The organism is Nonomuraea purpurea (assembly GCF_042650645.1).
In the GTDB taxonomy this organism is placed as follows: Bacteria; Actinomycetota; Actinomycetes; order Streptosporangiales; family Streptosporangiaceae; genus Nonomuraea; species Nonomuraea purpurea.
This window is the reverse complement of record NZ_JBHSBI010000005.1, coordinates 188,644-206,268: the sequence shown is the minus strand read 5'-3', so window position 1 is coordinate 206,268 and position 17,625 is coordinate 188,644. Positions and strand designations below refer to the sequence as shown.

Sequence of the window (17,625 nt, the reverse complement as noted above, 5' to 3'; positions counted from 1 at the left end):
TTTCACTGAATCGTATCACTGAAACGGTTCACGAGTTCGGTTTCGCAGCGTGGCGGGTTTACCTGTAATGTGAGTAGGAAATAGGGGGAGGTGTGATCGTGACCGTCGACGTACATCAGCATCTGTGGACCGGCTCGTTCGTCGACGCGCTGCGTGCCCGCACCGCGCCGCCGCGCCTCGACGGCTGGACGCTGATCCTCGACGGCGAGCCGCCCTACGAGGTCAACCCCAAGGACCACGAGCACCGCGACACCAGCGGACTGGAGCTGGCGCTGGTGTCGCTGTCGTCGCCGCTGGGCATCGAGTTCCTGCCGCCGGAGGAGTGCTGGCCACTGCTGGACGCCTACCACGAGGGCGCCCTGGCGCTCGGCGAACCCTTCGGCGCCTGGGCCGCCACCTGCCACAGCGACCCCGACCCCGACCGCCTGGCCGCCGACCTCGACCGAGGCTGGGACGGATCCGCAGCGAAGCGAGGACATCCGTCACAGCACGCCGAGCAAAGCTCGGCCAAAGAACGCGCAGCCCAGCGAGGACACGCCGGGAAGGTCGCCGGGCTGCAGATCCCGGCGACCGCCGTGCCGGATGACCGGCTCCTTGAGGTGCTCACCGACAGGGACCTGCCGCTGTTCGTGCACCCCGGTCCCGCCGCCGCCACGCCCGGCACGCCGCCGTGGTGGCCGGCGCTGGTGCCGTACGTGCAGCAGATGCACGCCGCCTGGCACTACTTCCACGCCGTCGTCCGCCCCAGGCACCCGAGGCTGCGCGTGTGCTTCGCGCTGCTGGCGGGCCTGGCCCCACTGCACTCGGAACGCCTGATCGCCAGGGGCGGCGGCGGGCGCGGCCTGGTCGACCAGAACTTCTTCGTGGAAACCTCCTCCTACGGCCCGCGCGCGATCGACGCGATCGTCCGCGAACTGGGCATCGACGTCGTCGTCAACGGCTCGGACGCCCCCTACGCCAAGGCTCCCGACCCCGGACTCGGCGCGGCGGCCAGCCACGCCATCAGGGTCACCAATCCCCGTCGTCTGCTGGCGAGGGAGTGCCGTCGTCTGGGAGGAGCGGAGGGAGCGCAGCGACCGGAGCGGGGGGAAGACGGCGGCGTGAGGCGACCGAGCCCGCCGTCACGGAGTGGCGGCCATGAGCAGAGAAGGGAGACTCGTAAGTGAGCACCAACCAGATCCAGGGCGGGAGCGTGTGTGCCCGGCTCCCGGAACGCGCACTCGACAGGCGTGAGCTGCGCGACCTGGTCAACGAGCTGGCCGCCCGCCCGGAGCAGTGGCGTGACCAGGTCGAGTTCCCGGCGGACGGCGGGCGGCACTACGCCTCGCTCTACCGCGACGCGTACGTGGACGTCTGGCTGCTGTGCTGGCGTCCCGAGGACGACACGGGCTGGCACGACCACGACGTCTCCTCCGGTGCCGTGCACGTGGTGCAGGGCGCGCTGCTGGAGTGCAACCCGCGCATCGGCGGCGAGCACCTGGAGACGATGGTGACGGAGAGGCAGTCGTTCTCGTTCGGCCCCGACCACATCCACCGGCTCAGCGGCGCGGTCGACAGGAGCGTCTCGATCCACGCCTATTCGCCGCCGCTGTGGCGCCTGGGCCAGTACTCGATCGACGGCACCGGCGTCATGCGCCGGGTCTCGGTCAGCTACGCCGACGAGCTCAGACCGCTGGACGACGTCGTGGTGGCCTGAGCACGCAGCAGCTTCCGCAGGGCTCCACGTCGGGGAGCACGATCCACAGGCAGCAGGTCCTGCGGAAGTAACCGTCGCCGACCGCCTCGATCAGCCCGTCGACCGGCGGGCCGATCTCTTTGAGCAGCGCCATGTAGTCGCCGGGCACGATGGACGTCAGCGGATGGGCGAACGCCTCAGCCGTCGACCCCCACAACGTGCGCTCGCCCACTTTGGCCATGGAGCTGATGACCTGGACCAGCGGCCGCTGCGACTCCTCCAGCGCGGCGGCGATCGCGCGGGCGCCGGTGGCCCAGCTCACGCGCGTGGCCGCGATCGTCACCCCGGCGCCGGACACCTTGAACCAGGTGTCGGCCAGGCGCATGATCGGCACCTGGCCGTCCAGCGCCCATCCGAGCGCCATCGGCAGCGTGTGCCAGTATCCGTAGGTCTTCCAGAACAGCGCCGCTCCGACGTGGCGTGGCGCGTTCCAGCGCGCGGCCGTCTCTCCGATCAGCTCTTCCAACAGTGAGTACGGCTCGCGCAGGAGGTCGGTGACCGGGGTCCAGCTCTCGTCGGGCTCGATGACGAGGCCGGGCTCGACCCCGATCACCCCGCCTCGCTCGTCGGCCAGCCGCCGGAGCGCCTCGGTCAGCACGCTGAAATCCCCCTAAAGGTTAGCCTTACCTAAGGTAGCAGGGCGTCCGGCGAACCAGCCAGCCACGATCTGCGCCCCGACCGCGCCCAGGCCCGCCAGCAGCGGCACCGTCCAGCCGCCGGAGACCTGCCGCAGGAACCCGAAGAGCACCGGCCCGAGCGCCGCGATCGCGTATCCCACCGACTGGGCCACGGCCGACAGCGCGGTCACCGAGGCGGGGTCGGCGGGCCGGAGCGCGATGATCAGCAGGGCCAGCGCGAACGAGGCGCCCTGCCCGATCCCGAGCACGATCATCCACAACCACGGCGCGGCGGCCGGGGCCAGCAGCATGCCGAGGTAGCCGAGCACGGTCAGCAGGCCCGCCCCGACCACGTACGGCACCTGCGAGGCCCGCCGCCCGGCCAGCACGGGGATCGCGAGCGAGGTGCCGACCTGGACCAGATTCGTCAGGCTGAGCAGGTATCCGGCCTGGTCGGCGGGGAGCCCGGCCTCGACGAAGATCGTCGGCAGCCAGGCCAGCATGACGTAGAAGGTGAGCGACTGCAGGCCCATCAGCGCGGTCACGTACCAGGTCGTCCGGCTGCGCAGCACCGCGCCGAACGGCCTGGGCCCGTTCTGCGTCCCGGCCTGTCCGCCCAGGGCCTGCGGCAGCCAGAGCAGCGCCGCCAGCAGCGCGGGCACGGCCAGCAGCGCGGAGACTCCGCGCCAGCCGAAGCCCGTGGCGCGTTCGAGCGGGATCACCACGGCGGAGGCGATCGTGGCGCCGGCCACCACGCAGGAGACGTAGACGCCGGTCAGGAGGTTGACGCGGGAGGGGAAGTGCTGTTTGACGATGCCGGGCATGGAGACGTTCATCACGGCGATCGCGGTGGCGGCCAGGGCCGAGCCCAGGTAGAGCACGGGCGCGCCGTCGAGGCCGCGCAGCATCACGCCCGCCGCGATGACGACCAGGCCCGCCAGCAGCGTGCGGTCGAGCCCGAACCGGCGCGCGAGCAGCGGCGTGAGCGGCCCGAACACGCCCAGGCAGACCACCATGACCGTGGTGATCGCGCCGCCGCCCGCGGGCGAGAGGCCGACGTCGTCCATGATCTCGTCGAGGAGGGGGGAGATGCCGGCGATGGCGGGCCGCAGGTTGAGCGCGGCGAGGGCAAAGCCCGCCACAAGCAAGACGGATCTGAACGGCATAGAGGACCACTCTCGCATAGCCTCCTGACAACGTTGTCTGCCGGTACCGAGTAGGAAATGATCCAGGCGTGAGACCCACCATGAAGGACGTCGCCTCGGCGGCCGGCGTGGCGCTCAAGACCGTTTCGCGCGTCGTCAACGGCGAGCCCGGCGTGCACCCCGCCACGGCCGAACGGGTGCGCACCGCCATCGACCGGCTGGGCTACAGCCGCAACGAGAGCGCCAGGGTGCTGCGCAGCGGCAGGACGGCCACGATCGGGCTGGTCATCGAGGACGTCGCCGACCCCTTCTACTCCGGTCTGAGCAGGGCCGTGGAGGAGGTCGTCATCGGCCACGGCTGCCTGCTGCTGAGCGGTTCGTCCGGCGAGGAGCCCGGCAGGGAGCGGGAACTGGTCGAGACGTTCTGCGCGCGCCGGGTGGACGGGCTGATCGTGGTGCCCGCCGGGGAGGATCACACCTACCTGCGAAGCGAACTGGAAGCGGGCACGCCCGTCGTGTTCGCGGACCGGCCGCCGGGGGCGGGGCTCGACGTGGACACCGTCCTGGCCGACAACGCGGCGGGGGCCGAACAGGCGGTCCGCCACCTGCTCGGCCACGGCCACCACCGCATCGCCTTCCTCGGCGACGACCCGGCCATCTTCACGGCCGCCGAGCGGCTGCGCGGCTACCGCGAAACGCTCGGCGGGCTGTTCGACGAGCGACTGGTGTCGATGCGGGCGCCGGAACTGGAGACCGTCCGGGCGGACCTGACCCGCATGTTCGCGCTGGACCAGCCGCCGACGGCCCTGTTCACCGGCAACGGCCGCTACACGGTGACCGCCCTGAGGGCGCTGCGCGGGCGGCGGGTGGCGCTGGTCGGATTCGACGACTTCGAACTGGCCGACCTGCTCGACCCGGGCGTGACCGTGGTGGCCCAGGACCCGTCGTGGATGGGACGGGTGGCGGCCGAACTGCTGTTCCGCCGGCTACGCGGCGACTCGGGCCCCTCCGAGCACATCCAACTCCCGGTCCGGCTCATCGGCCGCGGCTCGGGCGAGATGTCACCCTATGACTGAGCTGACCCCGGCTCTCGGCCCTGCTCGGACAGAGCGTCTTGAATTCGCTGTAGTTCCCTGAGGGAATCAGGCAACTCGGACGGGCGTGGCCTGCTTTGGGCTGCCCGGTGCTTGGTGAGCGTGAGCACGGGGGTGGCTTTGGCGTGGTGGAAGCCGGTCCGGTGGTGCGAATTCCTGACATGCCCTGTCCGGTGCGGCGTGGGCCGTCCCGGCTTGGGTGCATGGCCCGCCGGACGCTGTCCGCCGCCAGCAGGCGGTGGGGCGGGCACCGTGCGCCGGTCGGGCACACGGCTGGAGGTCATCACATGGTCGACCGCGTTGTTCACCGCGTTGTCGACGGCGCGTTTCGTTCGTGCCGGTCGTTTCGGGGTGGGGCGGTTCTTAGATCTGTCCCGCGCTGCCGACTGGGGAAGCAGGTCCGTCCGGGTGCGGCGGGCACGCCGGGCCGCGCGGACGGGCTTGCGCGTCCGGCGGGCGCGAGCCACATTCCCTTCCACGACCTTGGAGATGGTGCGGACCCCGGTGGTGTGGTCGGTGCGGGTGGCGTTCTGGCCCAGCAGACCACGTGAGACAATCCGCTCGGCCGCCGCCCAGTCCCGATCACAAGACAGGCCGCAGGCCGAGCAGTACGCCCACTTCCAACCTCGTTCGGCGAGTCGGTCAGGGGCCGGGCAGTGCCGCAGCACTGACGTGCCTTCTCCGCAGCGGGGGCAGTATCGGGAGGTGCCGCGTGCGGGGACGGTGACCACGGCGATGGTGTGTTTGGCGGCCAGGTGCCGGATTGCTTCGACGATCTGCCCGCGTACCTGACCCGACAGGCGCGCGTTCGCCCTCGCGTTGCGTCCGCGTGTTTCCAGGGTGGCCAGGTCTTCCAAGTAGATGACCGTCGCTCCGGCGGCGACGGCCTGATCGACGGCCCATCGTGCTGCCGACCAGGCCAGCGCCTTGTTCAGACGCCGGATACGAGCGCACAGGCGCTCGTGTTCGACGCCGACCTTCTGGCAGGCCATGCTCAACTCCGCGACGCGGGGGTCGGCGGCAGTCATGCCCACCAGGAGCCTTTCCTGATGCTCGTGCTTGGCAGCCAGATGTTCACGCTCGGCCCTCAGCCGGTGCAGCTTGGCCGAGACACCGCTCGCATCGTAGGCCAGCGGCCGCCCGTCGGAGATCACCCGGTCATTGGCCAGCTGCCCTGCCACGCCGGTCAGCAATGTGTTGAGACCCCAGTCGAAGCCACACGCGATCACATGACCGGTGGCGGGCGCGAAGCCGATCGGGATCTGGAACGGCAGATCAACGCGCACCCGGCCCTGTGTCACTCGCAGGGTGGGGGTGCACACCGTCGCCTGCGCCGGGACGGTCGGCGGCAATGTGATCGGCAACACGTGCCAGGCCCAGTCCTTGCCGCAGGCGGGAGAGGCGGTCAGGGGAAGCCGCACCCGTAGTCGGGCGCTGCGGGTACCCGTGCGCTCCAAGGTGAGAAGTTGCCGGTCCGCCGCCGCCAGCACAATCTCCGCCGCAACGTCTGGGGGCTGTTCCAGCTCGGTTAGATCGGCTGGGAGTGTGCCGTGCTCGTTGAGAAACGCGCGAACCTGCCGGGTCCGGTTACGGATCTGGGCAGGGGTGGCCCCGTTCGGCAGCACCGCACGTAGCGCGTGCCATTCGGCGTCGGTGCGCGCCCCCGGGTCATGCGGCCAGGTCGCCACGATCGCCTCCAACAAGGCGCGCCGGTGCAGTGCGAGCCTCAAGGCGCGGGCGGCCTGCTCTTGAGCACACCGCTGCACCCGATCGCAAACGTACACGCCAGTGGCGGGGCGCGCTCCCCAACCCAGTCTCCGGACAGCCATCCAGCCCTTCGACGGCAACGCCCGCCCGTCCGGCCCTACCCCGCAGGCCAGCGCATCCAGATCAGGCGCATTCCACCGGGCGGTGACGATGCGGGCGCTCAGGCCCTGCGCGAGAGCGGCCAGCCAGGTGACCCGCTGCACCAGGAGCGCCTGAGGAACGACCTCGCCCGTCCTGTCCGCCGTAGCGGCGTGAGCGGTACAGGAGGCGGTCGCGGTGAGCTTGCTCACGCCCTGTCCCCGGTCACGCGGCGGCATCGACGTGTGCACCGCCCAACCTGCACCCTGCCCACCCCCACCCAACACAATATGTAATCGAAACTCTACTCAGAGTTTACGCCGTTGGCTAGAACCTATGAGCGACACGCATCCGCCGAATACCGATACTTGCCCCTCACCTCGCCGACCCCGGTGGAACAGCTGGCCACCCCGGCTGACATCTCCTGCCGGCCGGAGACCCACTCCCATGACGAACCTCATCGGCCAAACCAACCTCGTCCAAGCCAGGCCCCACGCCCCACGCCCCACGCCGAGCTGACAGCAGGCCAGCCCGGGACCACGTTCCACCGGCACAGCACGGACTAAAAGTCCACAACAGAACCTCAGATTGTCATACCAAACGAGGAGCGATTCATACCCTTCTCTTCGATAGGTATAGTCGTTGCGCATCAGTTCTGCAAAGATGTTCACGGATCCGATTCCAGGAGCGCGCGCATGAATGCCGCAGACGTCGCACCCGACGCGCAGCAGACCAGGTTCCCGCAGGAGCTGATGTACACCGCGGCGCACCAGTACTACATGGAGGACGCCACCCAGGGCGCCATCGCCAAACGACTGGGCGTCAGCAGGGCGACGGTGAGCAGGCTGCTCACCGAGGCCCGCAAGCAGGGCATCGTCGAGATCAGGGTGCATCGCCCCGCCACGCTGGAGGACGGCCCGCTGGCCGAGGAGGTGGCGCGGGCGCTCGACCTCCAGCGCGTCTACCTGGTCCCCAAGGTCAGCGGCCCGACGCTGGGCCCGTGGCTGGCCCCCGGCGTGGCCCGCGCGCTCGCCCAGGTCGGGCTGGAGTCGGGTGACGTCGTGCTGGTCTCGTCCGGCACCACGGTCTACGAGTGCGCCCGCGAGGGTCTCGGGCAGTACCCGGGGGTCACGATCGCGCCCGCGGTCGGCGGCCAGGAGGAGCCCCAGCCCTGGTACCAGACCAACGAGACCACCCGCATCCTGGCCGAACGCGTCGGCGGCGTGCCCGCCTACCTGTACGCGCCCGCGCTGCCCGGCCCCGAGCTGTTCTACTCGCTCCAGCACGAGCCGTCCGTGCGCCGTGTCATGGACCTGTGGGCGCACGCCAAGTGCGCGGTCGTCGGCGTCGGCTCCGCGCCCCTGATGCGGCAGATGGTGCCCGCCCTGATGCCCCGCGACGCCGACAGCCTGCGCCAGGCCGTGGGCGACGTGTGCATGCGCGTCTACGACCGCGACGGCGCCCCCGTCACCTATCCGGGAAGTGAACGGCTGGTGGCCACCAAACTGGAGGAGCTGCGCCGTATCCCGCACACGATCGCGGTCGCGGTCGGGGCCGAGAAGGTGCTCTCCATCGTCGCGGGGGCCAGGGGCGGCTACTTCAACCAGCTCGTCACGGACGCCCCGACGGCCGAGGGCCTGGTCGCAGCCGCACGCCAGCTCTGAACATTTTTGCTGGACAAAGTTTCTGAACGCGCGCTAACGTGAGCCGCACCACAGGATGTGCCCTTCCGTGAGGGCATGTCCCTGTCTCGGGGGCAGCGAGCGTCACGAATCTGCGTAAGTGAGGAAACCACCCGTGAACAGAGCTCAAATACGGACCTCCGCGTTCGCCGCAGTGGCAGTGCTCGCAGGCTCGGTGCTGGCCGCGTGCGGCTCAGGCTCCGGCTCGACCGGCGGGACCACCGGCGGCGGCACGGAGAACGCCAAGGTCGCCTTCCTCATGCCCGACCTCGCGTCGACCCGCTACGAACTGCAGGACAAGCCGCTGTTCGAGGCCAAGATGAAGCAGCTGTGCCCAAGCTGCCAGGTCATCTACCAAAACGCCGACTCCGACGCCGCCAAGCAGCAGCAACAGGCCAACTCCGCGCTCGCCCAGGGCGTCAAGGCCATCGTGATCGACCCGGTCGACTCCGCCGCCGCGGCCACCATCGTCAAGTCCGCCCAGTCGCAGCAGGTGCCGATCATCGCCTACGACCGGCCGATCCCGGCCACGCCCGCCGACTACTACATCTCCTTCGACAACGAGAAGATCGGCTCGATGATCGCCCAGTCGCTCGTCGAGCACCTCAAGGCCGACAAGGCCGAGGGCGGCATCCTCCAGGTGAACGGCTCCCCCACGGACGCCGCGGCCGGGCTGATCAAGAAGGGCATTCACAGCGCGGTCGACCCGAGCGGGTTCAAGCTGCTGGCCGAGTACGACACCCCCGACTGGCAGCCGGAGAAGGCCCAGACCTGGGTCAGCGGCCAGATCACCCAGTTCAAGGACCAGATCGTCGGCGTCGTGGCGGCCAACGACGGCACCGGCGGCGGCTCGATCGCCGCGTTCAAGGCCGCTGGTGTCAAGGTGCCGCCGGTCACCGGCAACGACGCCGAGATCGCCGCCGCGCAGCGCATCGTCGCGGGCGACCAGTACAACACGATCTCCAAGCCGATCAAGATCGTGGCCGAGGCCGCGGCGAACACGGCCTTCCAGTTCATGGAGGGCAAGAAGCCCGCCGGCAAGACCACCCTGTACAACACCCCGTCCGAGCTGTTCGTCCCCACGGTCGTGACCAAGGAGAACATCAAGGAGGTGCTGTTCGACAGCGGCATCATGAAGGCCGCCGACGTCTGCTCCGGTGAGTACGCCAAGGGCTGCGAAGAGCTCGGCATCAAGTAGGAGAGCCGATGACCGTCCTTTCCCTGCGCGGGATCAACAAGACCTTCGGCGCGGTCGCGGCGCTCACCGACATCGAACTCGAAGTCGACGCGGGCCAGGTCGTCGCCGTCGTCGGGGACAACGGCGCGGGCAAGTCCACGCTGGTCAAGATCCTCTCAGGCGTCCACCCGCCCGACTCCGGCACGATCACGTTCGAGGAGCGCGCGGTCGAGATCCCCTCCCCCGCCGCCGCGCACAAGCTCGGCATCGCCACCGTCTTCCAGGACCTGGCGCTCTGCGAGAACCTCAACGTGATCCAGAACCTGTTCCTCGGCCAGGAGATCCGCCCGCTGCGCCTGAACGACGTGGCGATGGAGACCCGCTCGTGGGAGCTGCTGCGCCAGCTCTCCGCCAAGATCCCGAGCGTGCGGGTGCCGGTCGCGGCGCTGTCGGGCGGGCAGCGGCAGACGGTGGCCATCGCCAGGTCGCTGCTCGGCGACCCGAAGATCATCATTCTCGACGAGCCCACCGCCGCGCTCGGCGTCGCCCAGACGGCCGAGGTGCTCAACCTGGTCGAGCGGCTGCGCGAGAACGGCCTCGGCGTCATCATGATCAGCCACAACATGGCCGATGTGAAGGCCGTCGCCGACACCGTGGCCGTGCTGCGGCTGGGCCGCAACAACGGAGTGTTCGACGTGGCCGACGTCTCCACCGAGGACATCATCGCCGCCATCACCGGCGCCACCGACAACGCAGTCTCCCGCCGCGCGCAAAAGGGGGCGTCGAAGTGAGCCCGCCGAACGGAGTGAGGCCATGAACACAACAACCACCGACCGGCAGGACGAGCGGCTCCAGGAGCGGGCCGGGGTGCGCGGGGCGCTCACCGACGTGGTCGAGCGGGCCAGGGGCGGCGACCTGGGCGTGATCCCCGTCGTGGTGGGGCTCGTGGTCATCTGGACGGTCCTGCAGCTCCTCAACCCGATCTTCCTGTCCAGCGCGAACCTGGTGAACCTCACCCTGGAGTCCGCCGCCGTCGGCATCATCGCGCTCGGCATCGTGTGCGTGCTGCTGGTGGGCCAGATCGATCTGTCGGTCGGCTCGGTCAGCGGGTTGTCGGGCGCGGTGCTCGCGGTGCTGTTCGTGGGCCAGGGGCTGCCGGTGTGGCTGGCCATCGCGGCCTCGGTGATCCTGGGCGCGGTCATCGGCTGGGTGTACGGGCAGTTGTTCAACCGGTTCGGGGTGCCGAGCTTCGTCATCACGCTGGCCGGGCTGCTCGCCTTCCTCGGGCTCCAGCTCTACGTGCTGGGCACCAAGGGCTCGATCAACCTGCCCTTCGACTCGGGGCTGGTGAACTTCGCCCAGCTCGACTTCGTACCGGCCTGGTTGTCGTACACGTTCGCGGTGATCGCGGCGGTGTGGCTGTTCGCCAGCGGCTTCCTGCACGCCCGCGAGCGCCGCAGGGCCGGGCTGTCGGCCAGGAGCGTCTCCACGCTGGCCGTCAGGAGCCTGGCGCTGCTCGCGGTGCTGGCGTTCGTGGTCTGGTACCTCGGCCAGACGCGCGGCGTCGGCTGGATGTTCGTCTTCTTCGTCGCGCTGGTGCTGATCATGCACTATCTGCTGTCGCGGACGAAGTGGGGCCGGGCGGTCTACGCCGTCGGCGGCAACGTGGAGGCGGCGCGCCGGGCGGGCATCAACGTCAGGGCGATCTACACCTCGGTGTTCGTGCTCTGCTCGACGTTCGCCGCGGTCGGCGGCATCCTCGCCGCGGCCAGGCTGGCGGCGGCCAACCAGAGCAGCGGCTCGGGCGACGTCAACCTCAACGCGATCGCGGCGGCCGTGATCGGCGGGACGAGCCTGTTCGGCGGACGCGGCACGGCGTTCGGCGCGCTGCTCGGCATCATCGTGATCCAGTCGATCTCCAGCGGTCTGACGCTGCTGAACCTCGACTCCTCCATCCGGTTCGTGGTGACCGGCGCGGTGTTGCTGCTCGCGGTGATCGTCGACTCCGTGTCGCGCCGGTCGAGGACCTCTCACGGCAGGGCGTGATGGCGATCATCTGCGTGGACGCGGGAACCACGGTCATCAAGGCAGTCGGGTACGACGCCTCGGGCGCGGAAACGGTCGTCGCCCGGCGGGAAACCGTGGTGTCCAGGCCCGCTCCCGGCCATGCCGAGCAGGACATGGGCGCGGTCTGGGACGCGGTCGCCGGCACGGTTCGCGAGGTCGCGGCCCGGCTCGGCGACGTCGAGTTCGTGGCCGTGACCGCGCAGGGCGACGGCTGCTGGCTGGTCGACGCGGCCGGCGAGCCGACCGGGCCCGCCATCCTCTGGAACGACGCCAGGGCGGCGGCGACCGTCGACGCCTGGACGCGCGACGGCACGGCTCAGGAGGCCTTCCGCCGCAACGGCTCGTCGGCCGCCTCCGGGCTGCCGCACGCGATCCTGACCTGGCTGCGGGCGAACGACCCAGGACGGCTCGACCGGTCGCACGCCAACCTCACCTGCGGCGGCTGGATCTTCGCGAAGATGACCGGGCAGCTGCTGGCCGAGGAGTCCGACGCGTCCGCGCCGTTCATGGACCTGCGGGCGCGGGCGTACTCGCCGGCGCTGCTGAGCGCGTTCGGGACGGAGTGGGCCGAGCGGCTGCTGCCCCCGATCCGCTCCTGCCCCGTCGCGGAGCTGACCAGGGACGCCGCCGCTCCGCTGGGCCTGCCCGCGGGGACGCCGGTCGTGATGGCCCCCTACGACATCGTCACGACGGCGCTCGGCGCGGGCGCGGTGACGGCCGGGCAGGCGTGCGGCATCCTCGGCACCACACTGTGCACCGAGGTCCTCCTCGACTCCCCCGACCTGGACGGCGACCCGATCGGCATCACGATCGCGCTGCCGGACGGCTACCTGCGGGCCTTCCCCACCTTCGCGGGCACGGAGGTCGTCCAGTGGACGTGCCGCCTGCTGGGCCTGTCCGGCCCCGCCGAGCTGGGCGAACTGGCCGCGTCGAGCACGCCGGGCGCGGGCGGGCTGGCGTTCCTGCCGTACCTGTCGCCCGCCGGTGAGCGGGCGCCCTTCTCCGACCCGCTGGCCAGGGGCGCGCTGCTGGGCCTGTCGTTCGAGCACGGCCGCGAGGACGTGGCGCGGGCGGCGCTCGAAGGGCTCACGATGGTCATCAAGGACTGCCTGGCGGCGACCGGCGCGACCCCGACCGAGCTGCGGGCGTGCGGGGGCGGCGCGGCCAGCGCCACCTGGCTCGGCCTGATCGCCGACGTCACCGGCCTGCCCGTGCGCCGCTCGGCCGACGCCGAGGTGGGGGCGCGGGGGGCGTACCTGGTGGGGCTGGCCGCCACGGGCGCGGCGCCGTCCATCGCGCAGGCCGCCGCCCGGCACGTACGCCTGCGTGACGCCGTCGGACCCGACCCCGAACGCCGCCGTCTCTACGAGCGGTTCTTCGCGGACTTCCTTGCGCTGCGCGGGACGAACGCGACCTCCTGGCCCCTGCTGGGGCAGATGCGGAGCCGAGCATGAGCGTGTGGATCGGCATCGACCTCGGCACCCAGAGCGTGCGCGCGCTGGCCGTCACCGGGGACGGCGACGTGCTCGGCGCGGCCGGCCGCCCCCTGACCAGCCACCGCGACGGGCCCCGCCACGAGCAGGACCCTGAGCAGTGGTGGCGCGAGCTGGCCGCCGCCACCCGCGAGGCGCTGCGGGACGTGCCGCCCGAGCGGGTGTCCGGCGTGGCCGTGGCCGCGACCTCTGGAACGATCCTGCTCACCGACGCCGCCGGCCGGGCGCTGACCCCCGCGCTCATGTACGACGACCGCCGCGCCGACGCCGACCGGGTCAACGAGGCGGGCGCACGCGTGTGGGAACGGCTCGGCTACCGGCGCATGCAGCCGAACTGGGCACTGCCGAAGCTGTTGTGGCTGCTCGACGCCGCCGGCAGCTCGGCCGGACGGGCCGCCACCGGCCCGGCACGCCGGGGCGCCCTCGCGGGCGCGCGGGCCGCCCACCAGAGCGACTTCGTCAACCGCCGCCTGGTCGGACACGAGGTGGCCACCGACCTGAGCAACGCGCTCAAGACCGGCGTGGACCTCATCGAGGAGCGCTGGCCCGACGAGGTGCTCGGCCTGGTGCCCGGCGGGATGCTGCCCGAGGTCGTCCGGCCCGGCACCCGGCTCGGCGTGGTCTGCGAGGCCGCCGCCGCGCAGACCGGCATCCCGGCGGGCACGCCGGTGATCGCCGGGACCACGGACGGCTGCGCGGCCCAGCTCGGCGCGGGCGCCCTGCGGGTGGGCAGCTGGAACTCGGTGCTGGGCACGACGCTGGTGCTGAAGGGCGTGACGAAGGAGCTCATCCACGACCCGCTGGGAGTGGTGTACTCGCACCGCGCCCCCGACGGATCGTGGCTGCCCGGCGGCGCGTCGAGCACCGGCGCGGGCGTCCTGACCCGCGACCTGCCAGGACGCGACCTCGACGCGCTGAGCCATTCGGCCGCTCGGCTGGGCGTGCCGCCCGCCGTCACCTACCCGCTCGTCTCGCGCGGCGAGCGTTTCCCGTTCGCCGCCCCCGACGCCGAGGGCTTCACGCTCGGCGACCCGGCCGACGACGTCGAGCGCTACGCGGCCATCCTGCTGGGCGCCGCCTTCGTCGAACGCCTCTGCTTCGACTACCTCGACCTGCTCGGCGCCCCCGTGGACGGCGAGCTCATCCTCACCGGCGGCGCCACCCGCAGCGCGTACTGGACCAGGCTCAGGGCCGACGTCCTGGGCCGTCCTGTGACGCTGCGCGAGAACGCCGAGCCCGCGATGGGCATGGCGGTCCTGGCGGGCGGCGACCCCGGCAGGATGATCAGGACCAGGGCGGTCGTGGACCCGTCAGGGGCCGACCTGCGCGAGCCGTACCTGCGCTTCGTCTCCGAACTGGAGCGGCGCGGCTGGCTCGACGCGACCGCCGCGCGACACGCCCGCGAAAGGAGCGCCCGATGACCGACCTCGTGCTCGTCCGCCACGGCGAGACCGTCTGGCACGCCGAGAACCGCTACGCCGGCGTCAGCGACATCGAGCTGACCCCGCGCGGGCACCGGCAGGCCGCCGACCTGGCCGGCTGGGCCGGGCAGGCGGGCCTGGACGCTGTGTGGGCCTCCTCGCTGAGCCGCGCCAGGATCACCGCCGAGGCCGCCGCGGCCGAGGCGGGGGTGCCGCTCCAGACCGACCCCAGGCTGCGCGAGCTGGACTTCGGCGAGGGCGAGGGCCTGACGTCGGCGGAGATGCTGGCCCGTTTCCCCGAGGCCCGCGCTGCCTTCGAGTCCGACCCCGCCGCGCACCCGCTGCCGGGCGGCGAGGACCCGCACCTGGCCGCCGCCCGTTTCGTCGCCGCACTCCACGACCTCGGCGCCGCGCACCCCGGCGGGCGCGTGCTGGTGGTGGCGCACACGACCGCCATCAGGCTGGCGCTGTGCCGGCTGATCGGCGTACCGCTGGGCGAGTACCGGCGGCTGTTCCCGCGCCTGGACAACTGCGCCCTGACCGAGCTGCGCGTGCGCGAGCGCGAAAAGGCAGCGATGCTGCGGTACAACTCCCCGATTGGAGCCGTTCGTTGACCATCCGAGTGCTTGCCGCGGGCGACCACTTCGTCACCAACAGCCTGCTCATCGACGCCCTCAGGCACGCGGTCCCCGGCGAGCTGGACATCCGCGAGCTGACGCTGCCGTGGCCGGTGCGGCCGTTCGGCCGGGTGGGCGAGGTCGACGAGGCCTCCGACGTGGAGGACGAGCTCATCGAGGCGCTGCGAGACGTCGAGGTCTGCCTCACCCAGATGGCGCCGCTGACCAAGCGCGTCATCGAGGCCGCGCCCGAGCTGCGGCTGTTCTGCGTCAGCCGGGGCGGCCCGGTCAACGCCAACCTGGAGGCGGCCAGTCAGGCGGGGGTCGCGGTGACGTTCGCGCCGGGCCGCAACGCGGTGGCGACCGCCGAGCACACGCTGGCCATGCTGCTCGCCGCCACCCGCAGGATCCCGCAGACGCACGCCGACCTGGCCGGGGGCGTGTGGCGGGGTGACTACTACATGTACGACAACGTCGGCCCGGAACTGGAGGGCAACACGGTCGGGCTGGTCGGCTACGGCGCGATCGGCCGCCGCGTGGCGCGGATGCTCGAAGGTTTCGGAGCGACCGTGCTCGTCTACGACCCGTACGTGGACGTCCCCGGCAAGGTCGGCCTGGACGAACTGCTCAGACGCTCCCACTTCGTGTCCCTGCACGCCCGCGCCACCCCCGAGACCACCGGCATGATCGGCGCGGCCGAGATCGCCGCCATGCCCCGGGGCTCGGTCCTGGTCAACTGCGCCAGGGGCGCGCTGCTCGACTACGACGCCGTGTGCGACGCCCTGGAGTCGGGCCACCTGTTCGGCGCCGCGATGGACGTCTTCCCCGAGGAGCCGATCCCGCCGGGCTCGCGCCTGCTGGCCGTCCCCAACCTGGTGATGACGCCGCACCTGGCCGGGGCCAGCAAGGAGACGGCCATGAAGGCGGCCGCGATCGTGGCCGCCGACGTGGCCCGCTACGTGCGCGGCGAGCCCCTGGCGCACTGCGCTAACCCTTGAGCGCCCCCGCCATGAGCCCCCGCATGAAGAACCGGCCGAGCAGGACGTAGATCAACATCGTCGGGACGGAGGCCAGGATCGCCGCCGCCATCTGCTGGCTGTAGGGGGTGGCCTGGGCACCGGCGATGTTGACCAGCATCACGGTCGTCGGCCAGCTCGTCGGCCCGGTCAGGAAGACGGCGAACAGGAAGTCGTTCCACAGGGAGGTGAACTGCCAGATGATCACCACCGCGATCGCGGGCCCCGACACCGGCAGCACCACCGACCAGTACGCCCGCAACATCCCCGCCCCGTCCACCCGCGAGGCCTCGATCAGCTCGTCGGGAATGGTGACGTAGTAGTTGCGGAAGATCAGTGTGCAGATCGGGATGCCGTACACCACGTGGGCCAGCACCAGGCCGGGGATGCCGCCGTAGAAGACGCCGTCCAGGCCGGTCAGCTCGTTCAGCCCCACGAGGAGCTGCACCAGCGGGATCATGACCCCCTGGTAGGGGATGAACATGCCGAACAGGAACAGCGTGAACAGCACGTCCGCCCCGGGGAAGCGCCATTTGGACAGCACGTAGCCGTTCATGGAGCCGAGCGCGCACGACAGCAGCGAACCTGGCACGGCCAGCAGCACGCTGTTCCACAACCCGGGGGCGAGCTTCTCCCAGGCGACCCGCCACGCCTCCGTCGTCCACGTCTGGGGCAGGTTCCAGGCCTGGCCCGGGTCGGCCTCGGTGAGCGGCTTGAAGCTGGTCACCAGCAGGACGTAGATCGGGATGAGGAAGACCACCACGAACACGACGAGCAGGCCGAAGCGCGCCCACGCGAACCCCGCCGCCCTGCGCCCGGCCACCGCCGCCATCAGCGCCTCTCCTTACGCACGGACCAGATCAGGTACGGAATCACGAAGATCGCCACGCTCAGGACGATGTAGGAGGCGATCGTGGCCCCCTTGGCCGGATCGTGCGAGTCGAACACCGCCACCCACATGAAGACCGCCGGCACGTCGGTGATGATCTGCTTGCCCGACACCGCCACGATCAGGTCGAACACCTTGAGCGAGATGTGCCCCAGGATGATCAGCGCCGACAGGGTCACGGGGCGCAGCAGCGGCAGCACCACGTGCCGGTAGACGCCCCACTCGGTGCAGCCGTCCACCCTGGCCGCCTCCCGCAGCTCCTCGGGCACGCCGCGGAACCCCGCCAGGAACAGGGCCATGATGTAGCCCGACATCTGCCAGATCGCCGGCAGCGCCATCGCCGCCATCCCCCAGTCGGGGTCCCTGAACCACTGCCACTGCGGCAGCCCGATCCAGTCGAAGAGCCGGTTCAGCCCGACCGCGCGCTCCTCGGTGCCCGAGTTCATCAGCCACCGCCACACGATGCCGGTGGCGGCGAACGAGATGGCCATCGGGAACAGGTAGATCGCCCGGAACGTGGCCTCGCCCCTGATCCCCTTCTCCATGAGGAACGCCAGCACCCACCCGAGCAGCAGCGCCCCCAGCACGAACGCGATCGTGAACACGATGGCGTGGTTGACCGAGATGTGCCATCGGGGCTGGTCCCAGATGCTGACGAAGTTCTCCAGCCCCACGAACTTCCCCTCCGACACCTCATCGTGCTTGTCGGTCATGGCCAGCCGGAAGTTCCAGCCCAGCATGCCGTACACGAACACACCGATCAGGATGATCGACGGGGTGACGAGGAGGAGCCCGGGCAGCCAGCTGCGTGCCCGCCTCACAACCAT

At 71.0% G+C, this 17,625-nt stretch carries 16 protein-coding genes; 11 read left to right on the top strand and 5 right to left on the bottom strand.

The window, feature by feature from the left end:
* The first annotated feature begins 98 nt into the window (after positions 1 to 98).
* Together ACFOY2_RS12195 and ACFOY2_RS12190 are read left to right on the top strand one after the other, a co-directional pair.
* Positions 99 to 1,166, top strand: a complete 1,068-nt coding sequence (locus ACFOY2_RS12195) for an amidohydrolase family protein (protein WP_379528080.1) — start codon at positions 99 to 101, stop codon at positions 1,164 to 1,166.
* Entirely contained in the window at positions 1,163 to 1,696 is a 534-nt protein-coding gene (locus ACFOY2_RS12190) for a cysteine dioxygenase (RefSeq protein ID WP_379528079.1), read from the top strand. Before ACFOY2_RS12195 ends, ACFOY2_RS12190 begins: the two co-directional genes overlap by 4 nt.
* On the opposite strand, the gene ACFOY2_RS12185 is transcribed toward ACFOY2_RS12190, so the two are convergent.
* The gene (locus ACFOY2_RS12185; protein WP_379528078.1) at positions 1,665 to 2,333 is read right to left on the bottom strand and encodes a hypothetical protein; all 669 of its coding nucleotides are present in this window, start codon (positions 2,331 to 2,333) and stop codon (positions 1,665 to 1,667) included. The two genes, ACFOY2_RS12190 and ACFOY2_RS12185, sit on opposite strands and share 32 nt — an antisense overlap.
* A gap of 12 nt (positions 2,334 to 2,345) precedes the next feature.
* Entirely contained in the window at positions 2,346 to 3,494 is a 1,149-nt protein-coding gene (locus tag ACFOY2_RS12180) for a CynX/NimT family MFS transporter (protein ID WP_379528077.1), read from the bottom strand.
* Positions 3,495 to 3,586: 92 nt separating this feature from the next.
* On the opposite strand from ACFOY2_RS12180, the gene ACFOY2_RS12175 reads away from it, so the two are divergent.
* Positions 3,587 to 4,573, top strand: a complete 987-nt coding sequence (locus ACFOY2_RS12175) for a LacI family DNA-binding transcriptional regulator (protein ID WP_379528076.1) — start codon at positions 3,587 to 3,589, stop codon at positions 4,571 to 4,573.
* Here ACFOY2_RS12175 and ACFOY2_RS12170 read toward each other — a convergent pair.
* Entirely contained in the window at positions 4,564 to 6,648 is a 2,085-nt protein-coding gene (locus tag ACFOY2_RS12170) for a zinc ribbon domain-containing protein (RefSeq protein ID WP_379528075.1), read from the bottom strand. The genes ACFOY2_RS12175 and ACFOY2_RS12170 overlap by 10 nt on opposite strands.
* A gap of 483 nt (positions 6,649 to 7,131) precedes the next feature.
* Between ACFOY2_RS12170 and ACFOY2_RS12165 the strand changes: the two genes are divergently transcribed.
* The 8 genes from ACFOY2_RS12165 to ACFOY2_RS12130 all read left to right on the top strand — a co-directional run bounded on the left by ACFOY2_RS12165 (position 7,132) and on the right by ACFOY2_RS12130 (position 15,891).
* Positions 7,132 to 8,100 (top strand): sugar-binding transcriptional regulator, encoded by a 969-nt coding sequence (locus ACFOY2_RS12165; RefSeq protein ID WP_379528074.1) that lies wholly within the window; start codon positions 7,132 to 7,134, stop codon positions 8,098 to 8,100.
* A 133-nt stretch (positions 8,101 to 8,233) separates the two neighbouring features.
* The gene (locus ACFOY2_RS12160) at positions 8,234 to 9,316 is read left to right on the top strand and encodes an ABC transporter substrate-binding protein (RefSeq protein ID WP_379528073.1); all 1,083 of its coding nucleotides are present in this window, start codon (positions 8,234 to 8,236) and stop codon (positions 9,314 to 9,316) included.
* Between the two features lie 8 nt (positions 9,317 to 9,324).
* Positions 9,325 to 10,086, top strand: coding sequence for an ATP-binding cassette domain-containing protein (locus tag ACFOY2_RS12155; RefSeq protein WP_379528072.1), 762 nt, complete (start codon positions 9,325 to 9,327; stop codon positions 10,084 to 10,086).
* Between the two features lie 22 nt (positions 10,087 to 10,108).
* On the top strand, positions 10,109 to 11,341 hold the full coding sequence (locus ACFOY2_RS12150; protein ID WP_379528071.1) for a sugar ABC transporter permease: 1,233 nt from the start codon (positions 10,109 to 10,111) through the stop codon (positions 11,339 to 11,341).
* Positions 11,341 to 12,816 (top strand): FGGY family carbohydrate kinase, encoded by a 1,476-nt coding sequence (locus ACFOY2_RS12145; protein ID WP_379528070.1) that lies wholly within the window; start codon positions 11,341 to 11,343, stop codon positions 12,814 to 12,816. The genes ACFOY2_RS12150 and ACFOY2_RS12145 overlap by 1 nt, the downstream gene beginning before the upstream one ends.
* Positions 12,813 to 14,276 (top strand): FGGY-family carbohydrate kinase, encoded by a 1,464-nt coding sequence (locus ACFOY2_RS12140; RefSeq protein WP_379528069.1) that lies wholly within the window; start codon positions 12,813 to 12,815, stop codon positions 14,274 to 14,276. The genes ACFOY2_RS12145 and ACFOY2_RS12140 overlap by 4 nt, the downstream gene beginning before the upstream one ends.
* Positions 14,273 to 14,890 carry a histidine phosphatase family protein gene (locus ACFOY2_RS12135; protein ID WP_379528068.1) on the top strand — a complete coding sequence of 206 codons (618 nt, stop codon included), beginning with the start codon at positions 14,273 to 14,275 and terminating at the stop codon, positions 14,888 to 14,890. The genes ACFOY2_RS12140 and ACFOY2_RS12135 overlap by 4 nt, the downstream gene beginning before the upstream one ends.
* Positions 14,887 to 15,891 carry a 2-hydroxyacid dehydrogenase gene (locus tag ACFOY2_RS12130; protein ID WP_379528067.1) on the top strand — a complete coding sequence of 335 codons (1,005 nt, stop codon included), beginning with the start codon at positions 14,887 to 14,889 and terminating at the stop codon, positions 15,889 to 15,891. Before ACFOY2_RS12135 ends, ACFOY2_RS12130 begins: the two co-directional genes overlap by 4 nt.
* On the opposite strand, the gene ACFOY2_RS12125 is transcribed toward ACFOY2_RS12130, so the two are convergent.
* Complete coding sequence (locus ACFOY2_RS12125) at positions 15,881 to 16,741, bottom strand: carbohydrate ABC transporter permease (RefSeq protein ID WP_379528066.1); 861 nt, start codon at positions 16,739 to 16,741, stop codon at positions 15,881 to 15,883. The two genes, ACFOY2_RS12130 and ACFOY2_RS12125, sit on opposite strands and share 11 nt — an antisense overlap.
* Positions 16,741 to 17,625, bottom strand: coding sequence for a carbohydrate ABC transporter permease (locus ACFOY2_RS12120; protein WP_379528065.1), 885 nt, complete (start codon positions 17,623 to 17,625; stop codon positions 16,741 to 16,743). Before ACFOY2_RS12120 ends, ACFOY2_RS12125 begins: the two co-directional genes overlap by 1 nt.